The sequence below is a fragment of the Proteus sp. PR00208 genome, assembly GCF_016238545.1.
GTDB lineage: Bacteria > Pseudomonadota > Gammaproteobacteria > Enterobacterales > Enterobacteriaceae > Proteus.
In genome coordinates this window covers 39,027-56,005 of the sequence record NZ_JAEHQE010000001.1, presented here as the reverse complement: position 1 = coordinate 56,005, position 16,979 = coordinate 39,027, and the positions used below count along the sequence as shown (strand labels likewise).

Annotated in this window: 15 protein-coding genes and 1 other annotated feature; of the genes, 12 read left to right on the top strand and 3 right to left on the bottom strand. The window is 39.1% G+C overall.

Translation table 11 applies throughout. From position 1 onward, the window contains the following. Positions 1-262 precede the first annotated feature (262 nt). From JEP36_RS00230 to JEP36_RS00220, 3 genes are all read left to right on the top strand, one after another. Positions 263-1,579: an HAAAP family serine/threonine permease gene (locus JEP36_RS00230; protein ID WP_160230107.1), complete on the top strand. Its 1,317-nt coding sequence runs from the start codon at positions 263-265 to the stop codon at positions 1,577-1,579. A gap of 125 nt (positions 1,580-1,704) precedes the next feature. Further along, positions 1,705-3,069, top strand: a complete 1,365-nt coding sequence (locus JEP36_RS00225) for an L-serine ammonia-lyase (protein WP_198620481.1) — start codon at positions 1,705-1,707, stop codon at positions 3,067-3,069. Positions 3,070-3,397: 328 nt separating this feature from the next. Next, the gene (locus JEP36_RS00220; protein WP_198629731.1) at positions 3,398-5,068 is read left to right on the top strand and encodes a formate--tetrahydrofolate ligase; all 1,671 of its coding nucleotides are present in this window, start codon (positions 3,398-3,400) and stop codon (positions 5,066-5,068) included. Between the two features lie 150 nt (positions 5,069-5,218). Here JEP36_RS00220 and JEP36_RS00215 read toward each other — a convergent pair whose 3' ends face one another. Continuing rightward, on the bottom strand, positions 5,219-6,421 hold the full coding sequence (locus JEP36_RS00215) for a serine hydrolase (RefSeq protein ID WP_198629730.1): 1,203 nt from the start codon (positions 6,419-6,421) through the stop codon (positions 5,219-5,221). A 157-nt stretch (positions 6,422-6,578) separates the two neighbouring features. On the opposite strand from JEP36_RS00215, the gene JEP36_RS00210 reads away from it, so the two are divergent. After that, positions 6,579-7,199 carry a glutathione S-transferase family protein gene (locus JEP36_RS00210; RefSeq protein ID WP_198620478.1) on the top strand — a complete coding sequence of 207 codons (621 nt, stop codon included), beginning with the start codon at positions 6,579-6,581 and terminating at the stop codon, positions 7,197-7,199. Between the two features lies 1 nt (position 7,200). Here JEP36_RS00210 and JEP36_RS00205 read toward each other — a convergent pair whose 3' ends face one another. Continuing rightward, the gene (locus JEP36_RS00205) at positions 7,201-8,022 is read right to left on the bottom strand and encodes an SDR family oxidoreductase (RefSeq protein ID WP_109373485.1); all 822 of its coding nucleotides are present in this window, start codon (positions 8,020-8,022) and stop codon (positions 7,201-7,203) included. A 385-nt stretch (positions 8,023-8,407) separates the two neighbouring features. Then, positions 8,408-8,537: a sequence feature (His leader region), on the top strand. 44 nt (positions 8,538-8,581) lie between these two features. Between JEP36_RS00205 and hisG the strand changes: the two genes are divergently transcribed. The 8 genes from hisG to hisIE are packed head-to-tail and all read left to right on the top strand — an operon-like array spanning position 8,582 to position 15,711. Further along, complete coding sequence (gene hisG, locus JEP36_RS00200) at positions 8,582-9,481, top strand: ATP phosphoribosyltransferase (RefSeq protein ID WP_109373484.1); 900 nt, start codon at positions 8,582-8,584, stop codon at positions 9,479-9,481. A 6-nt stretch (positions 9,482-9,487) separates the two neighbouring features. After that, on the top strand, positions 9,488-10,816 hold the full coding sequence (hisD, locus tag JEP36_RS00195; RefSeq protein ID WP_198629729.1) for a histidinol dehydrogenase: 1,329 nt from the start codon (positions 9,488-9,490) through the stop codon (positions 10,814-10,816). After that, on the top strand, positions 10,806-11,888 hold the full coding sequence (gene hisC, locus JEP36_RS00190; RefSeq protein WP_198629728.1) for a histidinol-phosphate transaminase: 1,083 nt from the start codon (positions 10,806-10,808) through the stop codon (positions 11,886-11,888). The genes hisD and hisC overlap by 11 nt, the downstream gene beginning before the upstream one ends. Positions 11,889-11,937: 49 nt before the next feature. Continuing rightward, positions 11,938-13,005, top strand: a complete 1,068-nt coding sequence (gene hisB / locus JEP36_RS00185; protein ID WP_198620475.1) for a bifunctional histidinol-phosphatase/imidazoleglycerol-phosphate dehydratase HisB — start codon at positions 11,938-11,940, stop codon at positions 13,003-13,005. Continuing rightward, positions 13,005-13,595 (top strand): imidazole glycerol phosphate synthase subunit HisH, encoded by a 591-nt coding sequence (gene hisH / locus JEP36_RS00180; protein ID WP_109373480.1) that lies wholly within the window; start codon positions 13,005-13,007, stop codon positions 13,593-13,595. Before hisB ends, hisH begins: the two co-directional genes overlap by 1 nt. 6 nt (positions 13,596-13,601) lie before the next feature. Further along, a complete protein-coding gene (gene hisA / locus JEP36_RS00175; protein ID WP_198620474.1) occupies positions 13,602-14,339 on the top strand; it encodes a 1-(5-phosphoribosyl)-5-[(5-phosphoribosylamino)methylideneamino]imidazole-4-carboxamide isomerase in 738 nt (245 codons plus the stop codon). Next, positions 14,321-15,094: an imidazole glycerol phosphate synthase subunit HisF gene (hisF, locus tag JEP36_RS00170; protein ID WP_109373478.1), complete on the top strand. Its 774-nt coding sequence runs from the start codon at positions 14,321-14,323 to the stop codon at positions 15,092-15,094. The genes hisA and hisF overlap by 19 nt, the downstream gene beginning before the upstream one ends. Continuing rightward, positions 15,094-15,711 (top strand): bifunctional phosphoribosyl-AMP cyclohydrolase/phosphoribosyl-ATP diphosphatase HisIE, encoded by a 618-nt coding sequence (gene hisIE / locus JEP36_RS00165; protein WP_198620473.1) that lies wholly within the window; start codon positions 15,094-15,096, stop codon positions 15,709-15,711. Before hisF ends, hisIE begins: the two co-directional genes overlap by 1 nt. 110 nt (positions 15,712-15,821) lie before the next feature. On the opposite strand, the gene yiaY is transcribed toward hisIE, so the two are convergent. Then, positions 15,822-16,973 (bottom strand): L-threonine dehydrogenase, encoded by a 1,152-nt coding sequence (yiaY, locus tag JEP36_RS00160; RefSeq protein WP_198620472.1) that lies wholly within the window; start codon positions 16,971-16,973, stop codon positions 15,822-15,824. Positions 16,974-16,979: the final 6 nt, after the last annotated feature.

Genomic DNA, 16,979 nt, shown 5'->3' with positions numbered 1-16,979 from the left:
ATCCTGAAAAACACTATATTCTGCACCTCTTAAGTCTGGATATAAACTTATTGAATATTTTTTCAAATTTTGGAAGAGTCTAATTCTTTTGAAATTTAAAGATTTTGTATGTGGTAATTGAAGATATTGAGATAACACCAGGTACTCAATGCACTCATTTATTCATAATTAAATTTATGCCGTGATTATTTCTAAAAAGAAATACAATCGCGCTCTTATTTTTATTCATTATTTTTTTTACCGCGTTATTTCGGAGAGTATTATGGATACAACCAAAGTTGGTTCTATCGCGTCGGGTAACACCCAAGGTGATTACAAAACATGGCGTAAGTCAGATACAGTATGGATGTTAGGTTTATACGGTACGGCTATCGGTGCTGGCGTTCTATTTTTACCTATCAACGCAGGGATTGGTGGTTTAATTCCTCTGTTGATCATGTTAGTACTTGCATTCCCAATGACCTTCTTTGCACACCGTGGTATGTGCCGCTTTGTGTTATCAGGTAAAAATCCAGGTGAAGATATCACTGAAGTTGTTGAAGAACACTTTGGTAAAACAGCAGGTAAATTAATCACCCTGCTCTATTTCTTCGCAATTTATCCTATTCTATTGGTTTATAGTGTTGCTATCACCAATACAGTAGAAAGCTTTATTGTGAACCAAATGCACATGTCTGCACCACCTCGCGCAATTTTATCGTTGGTACTGATTGTCGGTATCATGTCGATTATTCGCTTTGGTGAACAAGCTATCGTTAAAGCAATGAGCGTTTTAGTGTTCCCATTTGTTGCTGTCCTGATGGTCTTAGCACTGTATCTGATCCCAGAGTGGAATGGTGCGATCCTTGATACTCTCTCTTTTGATCACGCAACAACATCAGGTATGGGTCAAGGCCTATTAGTAACCCTATGGTTAGCTATCCCTGTAATGGTGTTCTCTTTTAACCACTCTCCAATCATCTCTGCGTTTGCTGTTGCAAAACGTGAAGAATACGGCGAAAACGCTGAGAAAAAATGTTCACGCATTTTAGCTTATGCGCACATCATGATGGTTATCACTGTAATGTTCTTCGTGTTTAGCTGTGTATTTAGCTTAACACCAGAAAACTTAGCAGAAGCAAAAGCACAGAACATCAGTATTCTGTCTTACCTTGCTAACCATTTTGAAGCACCTGTTATCGCTTATATTGCTCCATTTATTGCTTTCGTTGCGATCACTAAATCTTTCTTAGGTCACTACTTAGGTGCTCGTGAAGGTTTCAACGGTTTAATCATCAAATCACTGCGTGAAAAAGGTAAAACAATCGAAAAAGATCGTTTAAACAAAATCACTGCACTGTTTATGCTGGTTACAACTTGGATTGTTGCAACATTAAACCCAAGCATCTTAGGTATGATTGAAACATTAGGTGGCCCAATTATCGCAATGTTACTGTTCCTGATGCCTATGTATGCAATCCGTAAAGTACCAGCGATGAAGAAATACCAAGGCCATATCAGCAACGCATTCGTTGTAATTATGGGTCTTATCGCAATCTCAGCAGTTTTCTATAGCTTAATTAGTTCATTCATGGGCTAATAAAGCACCTGATGGCTACTTTCATAAAAGAAAGTAGCCATTACAGCCTTAGACTTCAAAACTGACACTTATCACTCTAATAATCACACAGTTGCGCCTTTAAATTAATTAGGGAGGCGAATATTATGGTTAGCGTCTTTGATATTTTTAAAATCGGTATCGGCCCTTCAAGCTCACACACTGTAGGTCCAATGAAAGCAGGTAAAGAATTCGTTGATTTACTTGCAGAAAAAAATCTCCTCTCTTCTGTTTCCCGCGTTATCGTTGATGTTTATGGCTCTTTATCTTTAACAGGTAAAGGTCACGCAACGGATATTGCTATTATTATGGGACTCGCAGGAAATTTACCTGATACTGTCGATATTGATTCTATCGCCCCGTTTATTAAACAAGTAGAAACAACTGGTCGCTTAATGCTGGCAAATGGCATAAAAGAAGTCGATTTTCCTGTTGAAGGCGGTATGAATTTTCATAAAAACAATCTACCCCTTCATGAAAATGGCATGACCATTACCGCTTATAACGGTGAGCAGGTTTTATTGAAAAAAACCTATTATTCTACTGGTGGCGGTTTTATTGTTGATGAAGAACATTTTGGCCAACCTGAAGAAAATGCAGTTCAAGTTCCTTATCCTTATCAATATGCGGCTGATTTACGTCGCCATTGCAAAGAAACAGGCCTTTCTTTATCAGCATTAGTGATGCAAAACGAATTAGCATTACGTAGCAAAGAAGAAATTTCAGCTCATTTTGCGGCTGTTTGGGAAGTAATGAAGTCAGGTATTGAGCGCGGTGTAAATACCGAAGGCTTATTACCAGGGCCATTACGTGTACCTCGCCGTGCTTCTGCATTACGCCGTATGTTAGTCACAGAAGATAAAACGACAACAGATCCAATGACAGTTGTTGACTGGATTAATATGTTTGCCCTTGCCGTGAATGAAGAAAACGCGGCTGGTGGACGTGTTGTCACAGCACCAACAAACGGTGCCTGCGGCATTATCCCAGCAGTATTATCTTACTATGATAAATTTATTCGCCCTGTAAATGAAAACTCTTACACTCGCTTTTTCTTAGTTGCTGGTGTTATTGGTTCACTTTACAAAATGAATGCATCTATCTCGGGTGCTGAAGTCGGTTGCCAAGGTGAAGTCGGTGTTGCTTGTTCAATGGCAGCAGGTGCATTGACTGAACTCTTAGGCGGTAGCCCAGAACAAGTTTGTATCGCAGCAGAAATTGCGATGGAGCATAACTTAGGGCTTACTTGCGACCCAGTGGCAGGACAAGTACAAGTTCCTTGTATTGAACGTAATGCTATCGCAGCCGTACAAGCTGTAAACTCATCTCGTATGGCTTTACGTCGTGTTAGCGATCCTCGTATTTGTTTAGATAAAGTCATTGAGACAATGTACGAAACAGGGAAAGACATTAATGCTAAATATCGTGAAACCTCTCAAGGTGGATTAGCCATTAAAATTTCTTGTGACTAAATCTGAAAGTCTGAAATACAGATATTTATGATAGATAAGGCGCTGATATCAGCGCCTTTTTTGTTTATTAACCTCAATCTTGAGACTCTTCTTTTTTTAATATCCTCTTTTTTGTATGAGATTAAATTGTCATCCTTAGTTAAAATAGTTTTTTTGAAAAAAATAGGCGCTAACCTCAAAAATTATTTAAATGACGTGACGATGAACGCGTTATCTAAAGTAAATAACTACAAATTAATCAATCTATTGGCCATATTTAGATTATTGTCTAGAGTTGATAAATAAAGATCACTAGAGACATCATTAACGGGATAAAAAGAGAATTAAAATGAAATCAGATATTCAAATCTCCCAAGAAGCACACCTCTTACCTATTCAGGACATTGCTAAAAATTTAAATATTGATCAAGACGATATCGAGTTTTATGGCAAGTACAAAGCCAAATTTAGCCACAACATTTGGTCAAAAATTGCGACAAAAAAGCCCGGAAAGTTAGTTTTAGTGACAGCAATAAACCCAACACCGGCTGGTGAAGGTAAAACAACGGTGACTGTTGGATTAGGGCAAGCACTTAATCATATTGGGAAAAATGCCATTATTGCATTGCGTGAACCCTCTTTAGGCCCTTGTTTTGGCATTAAAGGTGGAGCAACTGGTGGTGGTTATTCACAAGTCGTTCCGATGGAAGATCTCAACCTTCATTTTACTGGCGATTTTCATGCTATTACCTCTGCCAATAACTTACTTGCAGCCATGCTTGATAATTCGATTTATCAAGGTAATCCTTTAAATATCGATCCTAAAAAAATCGTGTTTAAACGTTGTATGGATATGAACGATCGTGCTTTACGTAATATTGTTGTGGGATTAGGTGGCGAAAAAGACGGTATCACAAGAGAAGATAACTTTGTTATTACTGTTGCTTCTGAAATTATGTCTATCCTATGTTTAGCTTTGGATATTGATGATTTAAAGCAGCGACTTTCTCGCATCATTGTTGCTTATTCTTATAATGGTGATCCTGTTACAGCAAACGATCTACAAGCCGTCGGAGCAATGGCGAGTTTATTAAAAGATGCTATTAATCCTAATTTAGTACAAACACTCGAAAATACTCCTGCCATTATTCATGGAGGTCCTTTTGCTAATATTGCTCATGGATGTAATAGCGTAAGAGCGACAAAACTTGCTCTTCAACTTGCTGATATTACTGTGACAGAAGCTGGTTTTGGTGCTGACTTAGGTGCTGAAAAATTCTTTGATATAAAATGTCGGGTCAGTGGATTACGCCCTGATTGTGCCGTTATTGTTGTAACCACCAAAGCGCTAAAATATAACGGTGGCTTAGGTAAAGGCGAGTGGAATAATGAAGATTTAGCTGCCCTTGAAAAAGGCATTGTAAATCTTGAAAAACACATTGAAAACCTTAAAAAATATGGCTTACCCGTGATTGTCTCTCTTAATGCGTATGTCACTGATAGTATTGCAGAGCACCAGTTTATCGAACAATTTTGCCAAGATAGAGATTGTCGCTTCGCAATTACCAAAGTGTGGGAAAAAGGCGGCGAAGGTGGTATTGAATTGGCTAAGCAAGTGATTGATACGCTTGAAAATGAACAGAGCCAATTTCAATTAATTTATCCTGATGATGCTTCACTTAGTCAAAAAATCGAGATTGTTGCCAAAGAAGTTTATGGTGCAGGTAGTGTGACTTATAGCCAACATGCTCGTAAGATGTTAGAAAAGATAGAAAGTATGGGGTTTGCTCATTTCCCTGTTTGCATGGCAAAAACTCAATATTCACTCTCAGATGATCCCTCGTTATTAGGCCGACCGACTGACTTTACAATAAACGTTCGTGAAGTGTATGTTTCTGCTGGCGCAGGCTTTGTTGTCGCCTTAACAGGCTCTATCACAACGATGCCCGGATTACCGAAAACACCTGCTGCTATCGCTGTTAATGTTGATAATCAAGGCAAAATAGATGGGCTTATTTAAGTTCTAAAATAGGATATCTCTCTATTTTATTGAGTATAAAAAAATCCGTAATCGTTAAAAAATTACGGATTATTTATATAAAAATAACAGCTAGTCTTTCTTTTTGGGTGAAAAACTCAGTAACGCTTTGATAGATCCATTATTGGTGAATTAACCCAAAATAGCATTAAACCAACCAGATACTGTTTTAACAACAAAATCCCAAATACGACTAAAGAAACCGCCTTCCTCAACCGCTTCTTTTACAACTAATGGGCGTTGTTCAATCACTTCATCATTTAATAAAAAGTTAACTGTACCTACAACCTGATTTTGCGTTAACGGCGCTTCTAATACAGGATTAGTTAAAGTAAAAGAGGCTTTCAGATTTTTCAATTCACCTTTAGGAATGGTAATTGAAGCATCGTTAGCAACCCCTAATGCTACTTCACCTTTATCGCCATACCACACTTTTTGAGTTGTCAGTGGTGTATCTGCTTTTACAGGTGTTACCGTTTCAAAAAAGCGGAAACCCCAGCCTAATAATTTTTCACTTTCAGCAAAACGCACTTTATCTGATGGTGTTCCTAAAACAACAGCAATTAAGCGCATATCACCTTCAGTTGCCGAAGAAACAAGATTGTACCCTGCTCCATTAGTGTGACCCGTTTTCACACCATCGACATTCATATTTTTATTCCACAATAAACGGTTACGGTTTGGCTGACGAATATTGTTGAATGTAAATTCTTTTTCTTTATGAATTTCATACTCAGAAGGAACATCGCGGATCATGGCTGCTGTCAGTAATGCCATATCTTGTGCGGTTGTATATTGTCCATCAGAATCTAACCCATGAACGGTTTTAAAGTGTGTATTTTTTAAACCGAGATTCTTAGCATAAGAATTCATTAAATCAACAAAGGTTTCCTGACTACCCGCAACATGTTCTGCTAATGCAATACTGGCATCATTACCAGATTGAATAACCATACCGCGGTTTAAATCAATCACTTTGACCTGATCACCCGGTTTCAAGAACATCAATGATGATCCCTTCAATACCGGATTTCCCGTTGCCCACGCATTACGCCCAACAATAACCATATCGTCAGGAGACATACGACCTTCTTTGATAGCTTGCCCAACAACGTAGCTACTCATAATTTTTGTCAGGCTAGCAGGATCTAAACGCTCATCAGGTTTCTCTGATGCCAGAATTTTTCCGCTGTTGTAATCCATTAATACATAAGATTTTGCCTCTATTTGAGGAGGTACCGGATTATTTACTGCAAATGAAGGACTAGAAATAATTAGCAGTAAACCCATTCCCGCGGTAACCTTACCCAGAACAGATGGAATATTTTTTTTCATTACCGATCACCCTTTTATATCAATTTGTTAAAGCTTTCCTACTATATGGCTTTCTGGAATAAGACGCCAACATTGATATATAGAGATTTATCTTATATTCATATTTAGCGCCCTATAGAGGGAAATTTTATTACTTATCGTGGTTTAGGAGACCTTTATGTTAAAAGTCTGGGGTAGAAAAAACTCATCTAACGTTAAAAAAGTTCTTTGGTGCTTAAAAGAATTAAATGTTCCTTATGAACAAATCGACGTTGGTGGCCCTTTTGGTGGACTCAATGAAGCAAATTATTTAGCGATGAATCCCAACGCTTCTATTCCAACCTTACAAGATGATGACTTTGCTTTATGGGAGTCTAATACCATTATTCGTTATTTATGTACAAAATATGAAAATAATACCCTCTATCCCATTGATCCGAAACAACGAGCAAATGTAGAAAAATGGATGGATTGGTCAAATGGCAGCTTATTTTCTCCCATTCAACAAATGATGATCATGATTGTTCGCACGCCTAAAGAGCAGCAAAATCCTGAGATTGTTAACGCGTTGAAAGAGAAGCTGAATAAATTAATCAAAATAGCTGACGACCAACTTGCAAAAACAACTTATTTCGCAGGAGATGCATTCTCTCTTGCCGATATGGCGATCGCACCATTGGTCTACCCGTGGCTTGAAGTTTGCAAAGATAGACCTAACTTCCCTCACATTGAGCGCTGGTTTGCACAATTAAGTGAAAGACCTATTTTCCGTGATATCGTGTTATTGCCTGTAAATTAAGTTAATTCATTGGCATTTTGTCGGGATCTGGATAATGGTAATGAAATCCAAGATCTCGACAGATCTCCTGACCATCAATTTCTCGTATTAAAGGCTTCTCTTCTTCAACAAATTCTGGCGGAATAAGATCGAGTTGATTCGACACTCTTGAGTAAAATTCTTTCTTTTTAGGGTGAATTGGAGCACATAAATTATATAAATGACCACCTTCATTCTGCGCAAGAAGTTGTTCGACTGCAAAAATCACATCGTCTAAGTGGACTAAGTTAACGCATTGATGAGCGCCTTTTACCTGTTTTTTACCTGATAAAAAACGTCCTGCATGACGACCCGGCCCGACTAATCCAGCTAATCGAAGAATATCAACTGTAGTCAACGGTAAACGGTGTAGCCAGTTCTCAACTTCTGCTAACATTTTTGCTGATTGTGTTTCTGGTCGAATATCCATTTCTTCCGTGATATTACCTGTTTGATTGCCATATACAGAAGTAGAGCTAATGTAAATGACTCTCGTAACATGGCGAGACATTGCGCTATCCACCAGCGTCTGAATGGCTTCAACATAATCATAACCTCCACCAGCAGCACTGGGTGGTAACGTGATAATGAGAACGTCAGTTTCCATTAAGTAATCAAAATCATCTCTATCACATTCAATTGCGGGTGTTAAATTCACTAAACAGCAGTCAATGCCACTCATTCTTGCTGCTTCTACACCATCTTCAGTGGTTTTAGTCCCTTTAACTTGATAGCCTGCATCACGCAACGCAACGGCAAGTGGTAAACCTAACCAACCTAATCCTACGATGGTTATTCGTTTCATTTTGCTCCCCTACTTAAATGGCTTAGTCAAAGTATGCTATAAAATTTTAGTTTCGCCATTACTTATAAATACTACTTATATTTCGTGAACGTTTAGCATCTCCCTATATACTCGCCTACTTGTTCCATTAAGTAAATAAGAGAAATATTAAAATTACATTAAAAACAAAAGGTTACAAAATAATTAAATTATTATTAAAAAATAGGTTGCTTTCTGCTTTGTAAATCATGTAGGTTGAAAGGCAGACAAATTCTAAATGCAGGTTACTCAATATTGGTTACTAAATATTGGTTACTAAATATTGATTAACAGTAACGGGCATTATTAAATAACAAATAGTGTTATTAGCTAGGAAAATAATTATGTATAGCATTCAACTAAACCACCATCATCACCATCACCCTGACTAGTCTTTCAGGCGATGAGTGCTGGAAGACGTTTAAGAAACGCTTCCGGTGGTCTGAATGCAGATAACAACTAAAACCCCGGAAGGCAACTTCCGGGGTTTTTTTATAGCTAATTTTCATAACAAAAATATGGACAATGATAGGGTAATAATATGTTAGATAAAGCAAGATTAAGGATCGCAATGCAAAAATCAGGACGTTTAAGCGATGATTCTCGTGCTCTTTTAGCACGTTGTGGCATCAAAATTAACTTAAATCAACAGCGCCTGATTGCTTACGCTGAAAATATGCCAATCGATATTTTGCGTGTTAGAGATGACGATATTCCAGGATTGGTAATGGATGGCGTTGTTGATTTAGGGATCATTGGTGAAAACGTTTTAGAAGAAGAGCTATTAAAGCGTCGTTCACAAGGTGAAAACCCAAATTATCTGACACTACGTCGTCTTGATTTCGGTGGCTGTCGCTTATCTCTCGCAACCCCTGTTGATTTCGATTATCAAGGTGTGGAATGCTTAAATAATACTCGTATCGCGACCTCCTATCCAAATCTGCTCAAACGCTATTTAGACCAAAAAGGCATCAAGTTTAAATCCTGTTTATTAAATGGCTCTGTTGAAGTCGCCCCTCGTGCAGGTCTTGCTGACTCTATCTGCGACTTAGTTTCTACTGGTGCAACATTAGAAGCCAACGGTTTAAAAGAAGTCGAAGTGATTTATCGCTCAAAAGCCTGTTTGATCCAACGCGATGGTGACATGGAAACCGATAAACAAGCACTTATCGACCGCTTATTAACGCGTATTCAAGGCGTTATTCAAGCTCGAGAATCAAAATACATTATGTTACACGCACCAAGTGATTGTCTTGAAGATGTCATTGCATTACTTCCGGGAGCTGAAAGACCGACTATTTTACCTCTGGCAGGTGACCAAAATCGCGTTGCAATGCACATGGTTAGTAGCGAAACCCTATTCTGGGAAACAATGGAAAAACTTAAAGCATTAGGTGCAAGTTCAATTCTTGTTTTACCAATTGAAAAAATGATGGAATAAGGTGAAATGATGAAAACGGGTTTTAATACATTAAATTACTGGAATAAATGCACTAAAGAACAGCAACAAGTGCTATTAACTCGCCCTGCTATTTCTGCATCAGGTTCAATTACAGAACAAGTTGCTAGCATCATTTCACAGGTACGCAATGATGGAGATAAAGCACTTAAAGCACTCAGCCAAAAATTCGATAAGGCAGCGCCGGAAAGTGTTTTGGTGTCAAAATCGCAAATTGATGCAGCCTCATCAAGACTTGATAGCAAAATAAAACAGGCAATAGCACAGGCGATGAATAATATTCGTCGCTTTCATGAGGCTCAAATTCCTAACACTATCAACGTGGAAACTCAGCCGGGTGTATTTTGCCAACAAGTAAGCAGACCCATTGATGCGGTAGGGCTTTATATTCCGGGAGGTTCGGCACCATTACTCTCAACAGTAATGATGTTAGGTATTCCCGCCCGTATTGCGGGTTGTCGCAAAGTTATTCTTTGCTCGCCGCCCCCTATTGCTGATGAAATTTTATATATTGCTCAACAAATTGGTATTGATGAAATTTTCCAAGTAGGTGGTGCACAGGCGATTGCAGCTATGGCATTTGGTACTGAATCTATTCCTAAGGTTGATAAAATTTTTGGCCCTGGTAATGCCTATGTCACTGAAGCCAAACGCCAAGCAAGTCAATCACTACAAGGTGCTGCAATCGATATGCCAGCAGGCCCTTCTGAAGTATTAGTGATTGCTGATGCGGATGCCAATCCTGCATTTATTGCCGCTGACTTACTTTCACAAGCTGAACACGGCCCTGATTCACAAGTTGTATTATTAACACCTGATGAAACACTCGCTAAAGCCGTTATTGCTGAAACAGAAACACAACTGGCGCTATTAAGCCGCGCTGAAATCGCTAAACAAGCACTTGCAGAAAGCCGCGTCATTATTACTCGTGATCTCGACCAGTGTATTGAAATTAGTAACAGCTATGGTCCAGAACACTTAATTATTCAAACTAATGATGCTGATAGTCGTGTTGATAGCATTACCAGCGCTGGATCTGTTTTTCTTGGTGCTTGGTCGCCTGAATCTGCGGGAGATTATGCTTCTGGTACTAATCACGTTCTACCGACTTATGGCTATACAGCAACCTACTCAAGCTTAGGCTTAGCTGATTTTATGAAACGTATGACAGTACAGAAACTCACAGCACAAGGTTTATCTGATTTAGCACAGACTATTGAAATATTAGCGCAAGCAGAACAACTCACCGCACACAAAAATGCTGTCACACTTCGCGTTAACGCTTTAGCTCAGGGGAAAAAGAGTGATGAAAACTGAATTTGATATCAATACACTTGCAAGAAAAAATGTACGAGAATTAACACCTTATCAATCTGCTCGACGCTTAGGCGGAAATGGTTCTGTGTGGTTAAATGCCAATGAATACCCTATCGCGCCTGACTTTACTTTTAATGAAAAAAACTTAAATCGTTACCCTGAATGCCAGCCTGTTAATGTGATCAATCGTTATGCTGCATACGTAGGTGTGAATGCGAATCAAGTCTTAGTTAGCCGTGGTGCAGATGAAGCGATTGAACTACTTATTCGCGCTTTTTGTGAGCCAGATAAAGATGCTGTACTTTATTGCCCTCCTACTTACGGTATGTATAGCGTTAGTGCTGAAACCTTTGGTATAGAGCAGCGTGTTGTCCCTACACTTGCTGATTGGAGCCCTGATGTTAAAGCAATAGCGTCACAGCTTGATAATGTAAAACTTATCTACCTATGCAGCCCAAATAATCCAACTGGAAATATTGTTAATCCTTCTCTTATTCGGGATGTATTAGCGTTGGCGAAAGACAAAGCGATTGTTGCAGTCGATGAAGCTTATATTGAATTTTGCCCACAAGCGTCAATTGTTTCATGGCTTGAAGATTATCCGAATTTAGTTATTTTGCGAACCTTATCGAAAGCTTTTGCTTTAGCAGGGCTTCGTTGTGGCTTTACGCTTGCCAACCCGCCGGTCATTGAATTATTACTAAAGGTGATCGCACCGTACCCACTTTCAACACCTGTTGCCGATATTGCTGCGCAAGCATTAACAGAAGCAAGTATTGAGATAATGAAAAAGCGAGTGGCAGAAATTACACGTAACAGAAGCATTTTATCTGATAGGTTAAAAAAATTGCCTAATGTAGAACAGGTTTATAACAGTGAAACCAACTATATTTTAGTGAAATTCACTGATGCTAATCTGGTTTTCCGTACTTTATGGGAACAAGGGATTATTTTACGCGATCAACAGCGTCAATATGGGCTTAATGGCTGTTTGCGTATTTCTATCGGTACAGCAGAAGAATGTGATAGCGTGATTAATGCCATAAAAAATATTCAAACTGCAAACGTATAAAACATTAAAAACGATAACAACAAAAAATCGCAACTGAGGGATCTCAACCATGAGCCAAAAAATTCTTTTTATCGACCGTGATGGTACTTTAATCACGGAACCACCCACAGATTACCAAGTTGATAGACTCGATAAACTTGCCTTTGAAAACGGCGTGATCCCCGCACTAACTGCGCTACAAAAAGCAGGTTATAAACTCATTATGATCACAAATCAGGATGGATTAGGCACAGAAAGTTTTCCTCAAGCAGATTTCGATCCTCCTCATAATTTAATGATGCAGATTTTTTCATCACAAGGGATCTCATTTGATGATGTTTTAATTTGTCCTCATAAACCTGAAGACAACTGCCCTTGTCGCAAACCAGAAACAGGACTTGTTACTCAGTATTTAGTTGATGGCGCACTAGATAAAGATAATAGTTATGTCATTGGTGATAGACAAACTGATATTCAGCTAGCTGAAAATATGGGTATCAAAGGTATGCTTTATAATGCCGATAAACTCAATTGGGCGGGCATTACAGAACAACTGACGAAAAAAGATCGCTACGCTCACGTTGAGCGAAAAACAAAAGAGACACAAATCGCCATTGATATCTGGCTAGATCGCGAAGGTGATAGTCAGATCAGCACTGGTGTTGGTTTCTTTGATCACATGCTTGATCAAATTGCCACACACGGCGGTTTTCGCATGAATATCAATGTAAAAGGTGATTTAGTTATTGATGATCACCACACCGTGGAAGATACCGGTCTTGCTTTGGGTGAAGCATTACGTGAAGCATTAGGTGATAAGCGAGGTATTGCTCGCTTTGGTTTTACATTACCAATGGATGAGTGCCTTGCAAGTTGTGCGTTAGATATTTCTGGTCGTCCACACCTTGAGTACAAAGCCGAATTTAAATATCAACGCGTCGGTGATTTAAGTACAGAGATGATTGAACACTTTTTCCGTTCCCTCTCTTACACCATGGGTTGCACGTTGCACCTGAAATCAAAAGGCAAAAACGATCACCACAAAGCTGAAAGCTTATTTAAAGTCTTTGGTCGTACATTGCGCCAAGCCATTCGTGTTGAAGGAAATACGTTACCAAGCTCAAAAGGTGTTCTGTGATGAAAGTGGTTATTCTTGATACGGGTTGTGCCAATTTAGCCTCTGTCGCTTACGCCGTTAAGCGACTCGGTTATGATCCAATTGTGTCCTATGAAAAAAACGTGGTGTTATCTGCGGATAAACTGTTTTTACCCGGAGTAGGAACGGCTAGAGCAGCAATGGAACAACTCAAAGCTCGTGAGTTAATTCCTTTAATTAAAGCCTTAACACAACCTGTTTTAGGGATTTGTTTAGGTATGCAAATATTGGCTTCACTAAGCGAAGAAGGTAAAGATATTCCTTTATTAGGTTTAGTTGATGGCACCATAGATAAGCTTGATACAGCGGGTTTACCATTACCACATATGGGTTGGAACCAAGTATTAGCAAAACCAGGACATCCTCTTTTTCGTTCACTTGATGACAATGCTTGGTTCTATTTTGTTCATAGCTACGCTCTAGCGCTCAATGAATCGACGATTGCGGAAACTGAATACGGCTCTCGCTTTAGTAGCGCAATTCAAAAAGATAATTTTTATGGAGTGCAATTTCACCCAGAACGTTCAGGGAAAGCGGGCGCTCAACTTATCAAGAATTTTTTGGAGATGTAACCCGTTATGATTATTCCAGCATTAGATTTAATTGATGGGAAAGTGGTTCGTCTTCATCAGGGTGATTATGCAAAACAGCGTGATTATGATGATAATCCGCTGACACGCTACCAACAATATGAAAAAGATGGCGCAAAGCTACTTCACCTAGTGGATTTAACGGGTGCAAAAGATCCGTCTGCTCGCCAAATTCCACTGTTAAAAAAGCTTGTTGCTTGTGTCAATGTGCCTGTACAAGTGGGTGGAGGTATTCGCACTGAAGATGATGTGAAATCACTATTAGAAGCAGGTGCAAGCCGTGTTGTTATTGGCTCTACCGCAGTCAGTCAGCCTGAAATGGTGAAAACATGGTTTGAGCGCTATGGTGCAGATGCCATTGTGTTAGCCCTTGATGTTCGCATTGATAAACAAGGCAAAAAGTGGGTAGCTGTCAGTGGGTGGCAAGAGAACTCCCCCTATACTCTTGAAGATATCATCAAGCTTTATCAAAGTGTGGGTTTAAAGCATGTGTTGTGTACCGACATTTCTCGTGATGGCACATTAGCAGGTTCTAACGTTGAACTGTATAAAGAAATTAGCCAGCGTTTCCCTGATATTTTATTCCAAGCTTCGGGCGGTATTGGTGATTTACAAGATATCGCAGATCTTCCAGCATCTGGTGTTGCCGGTATTATTGTTGGTAGAGCATTATTAGAAGGCAAATTTACATTAAAAGAGGCGATATCATGTTGGCAAAACGCATAATTCCTTGTCTTGATGTTCGTGATGGGCAAGTCGTTAAAGGTGTTCAATTTCGTAATCATGAAATCATTGGTGATATTGTCCCTCTTGCTGAACGCTATGCCAAAGAAGGCGCTGATGAACTGGTATTTTACGATATTACCGCCTCTTCTGATGGCCGTGTGGTTGATAAAAGCTGGGTGTCACGCGTTGCTGAAGTGATTGATATTCCATTTTGTGTTGCTGGTGGTATTCGCTCTATTGAAGATGCTGGGAAAATTCTCTCTTTTGGTGCAGATAAAATATCAATTAATTCACCTGCACTTTCAGATCCCTCTCTTATTTCGCGTCTTGCTGAACGTTATGGTGTGCAATGTGTTGTTGTGGGTATTGACACTTGGTTTGATGAAAAAACAGGTGAATATTTAGTTTATCAATTCACAGGTGATGAAAAACGTACTCAGCAAACACACTGGAAAACCCTTGATTGGGTACGTGAAGTTCAGCGATTAGGTGCAGGTGAAATTGTTTTAAATATGATGAATCAAGATGGTGTCAGACAAGGTTATGACTTGAAACAATTAGCTCAAGTACGCCAAGTTGCAGATGTTCCTCTTATTGCCTCTGGCGGTGCGGGTGAAATGTCACACTTTCTTGATGCATTTAAATTAGCCAATGTTGATGGCGCTCTTGCAGCCTCTGTTTTTCATAAACAAATAATTAATATCAACGAATTAAAACAGTATCTTGCAAAGAATGACGTTAAGGTAAGAATATAATGAATAGTGAAACATTAGCGCAACTAGATTGGAAAAAAGTCGATAATCTCATGCCTGTGGTTATCCAAAATGCCATTTCAGGTGATGTATTAATGCTAGGTTACATGAACAAAGAAGCATTAAATGTCACTCTAGAAAGTGGGAATGTTACCTTCTATTCACGCACTAAACAGCGTTTATGGACAAAAGGTGAAACCTCAGGCAACTTTCTCAAATTAGTCAATATTTATCCTGACTGTGATAACGATACTTTACTTATTTTAGCCAATCCGATTGGCCCAACTTGCCATAATGGCACTGAGAGTTGCTTTGCGCCTGCACAAAGCCAGTGGGGATTCCTCTACGAGCTTGAAAATTTATTACGTGAACGTAAAAATGCCTCACCAGATAGCTCTTATACTGCCCGCCTTTATGCCAGTGGTACAAAACGAATAGCGCAAAAAGTGGGCGAAGAAGGTGTAGAAACAGCGCTGGCCGCAACTGTTAATGACAGAGAAGAGCTAAAAAATGAAGCCTCAGACTTGCTCTATCACTTAATGGTATTACTGCAAGACCAATCATTATCACTCACTGATGTTATCGGTTGCCTACAAGAACGTCATAAAAAAGCAGAGTAATTGATATCACCTTAATAAAGATGAAAAAAGCCGATACAAAATAAAGTATCGGCTTCATTTTTAAAAAAAATAAAAAGTAATAGCTTAATTAGCTTTTTATTTTCTAAGCATTACATTGCTTGGCGGAATAACTCGATAACATCACTTTCAGAACCCTGAACTGGGTTAGTGATTGCACAAGCGTCTTTCAGCGCATTTTCAGCTAATGTTTTGAAATCTTCTTCTTTCACGCCTAATTCTTTCAGACCAGCTGGAATACCAACATCTTTAGCCATTTTACGAATTTCTTCGATACACGCTTTCGCGCCTTGCTCATCGCTCATTGCAGAAACATCAACACCCATAGCTTGTGCGATATCTTTTAAACGACCGGCTGCTGCTTGAATGTTATAAGCTTGAACATGTGGTAATAAAACCGCATTACACACACCATGAGGTAAGTTATAGAAACCACCTAATTGGTGAGCCATAGCATGTACATAACCTAAAGAAGCGTTATTAAATGCCATACCTGCTAAGAATTGAGCATAAGCCATGTTTTCACGCGCTGTTGCATCACCACCATTATCAACAACTTTACGTAAAGATTCGCTGATCATAGCAACTGCTTTTAATGCACACGCATCAGTGATTGGATTTGCAGCAATTGAAACATACGCTTCAACAGCATGAGTTAATGCATCCATACCTGTTGCAGCGGTCAAACCTTTTGGCATACCAATCATTAACTCTGAATCATTTACAGATAAGATTGGTGTCACGTTTTTATCAACGATAGCCATTTTGATATGACGCGCAGTATCTGTGATGATACAAAAACGTGTCATTTCTGATGCTGTACCTGCTGTGGTATTAATTGAAATCAGTGGTAATTGCGGTTTAGCTGAACGGTCAACACCTTCATAATCTGCAATTTTTCCACCATTAGAAGCCACTAACGCGATACCTTTAGCACAATCATGTGGTGAACCACCACCTAAAGAAATCACACAGTCACATTGATGTTCTTTCAGCAGAGCTAAACCCGCTTCTACGTTTTCAACAGTAGGGTTCGGTGCAGTACCATCATAAGTAACGCTAGAAATACCAGCCTCTGTCAGTAACTTACTTACTTTATCAACAACACCTAGTTGATTTAAAATGCTATCAGTGACGATCAACGCTTTATGAAAACCGAAGTCTTTCATTGAATTTACAGCATCAGCAAGGCAACCAGCACCAATTTTATTTACAGAAGGGATATAGAATGTTGAAACTGCCATTATTGA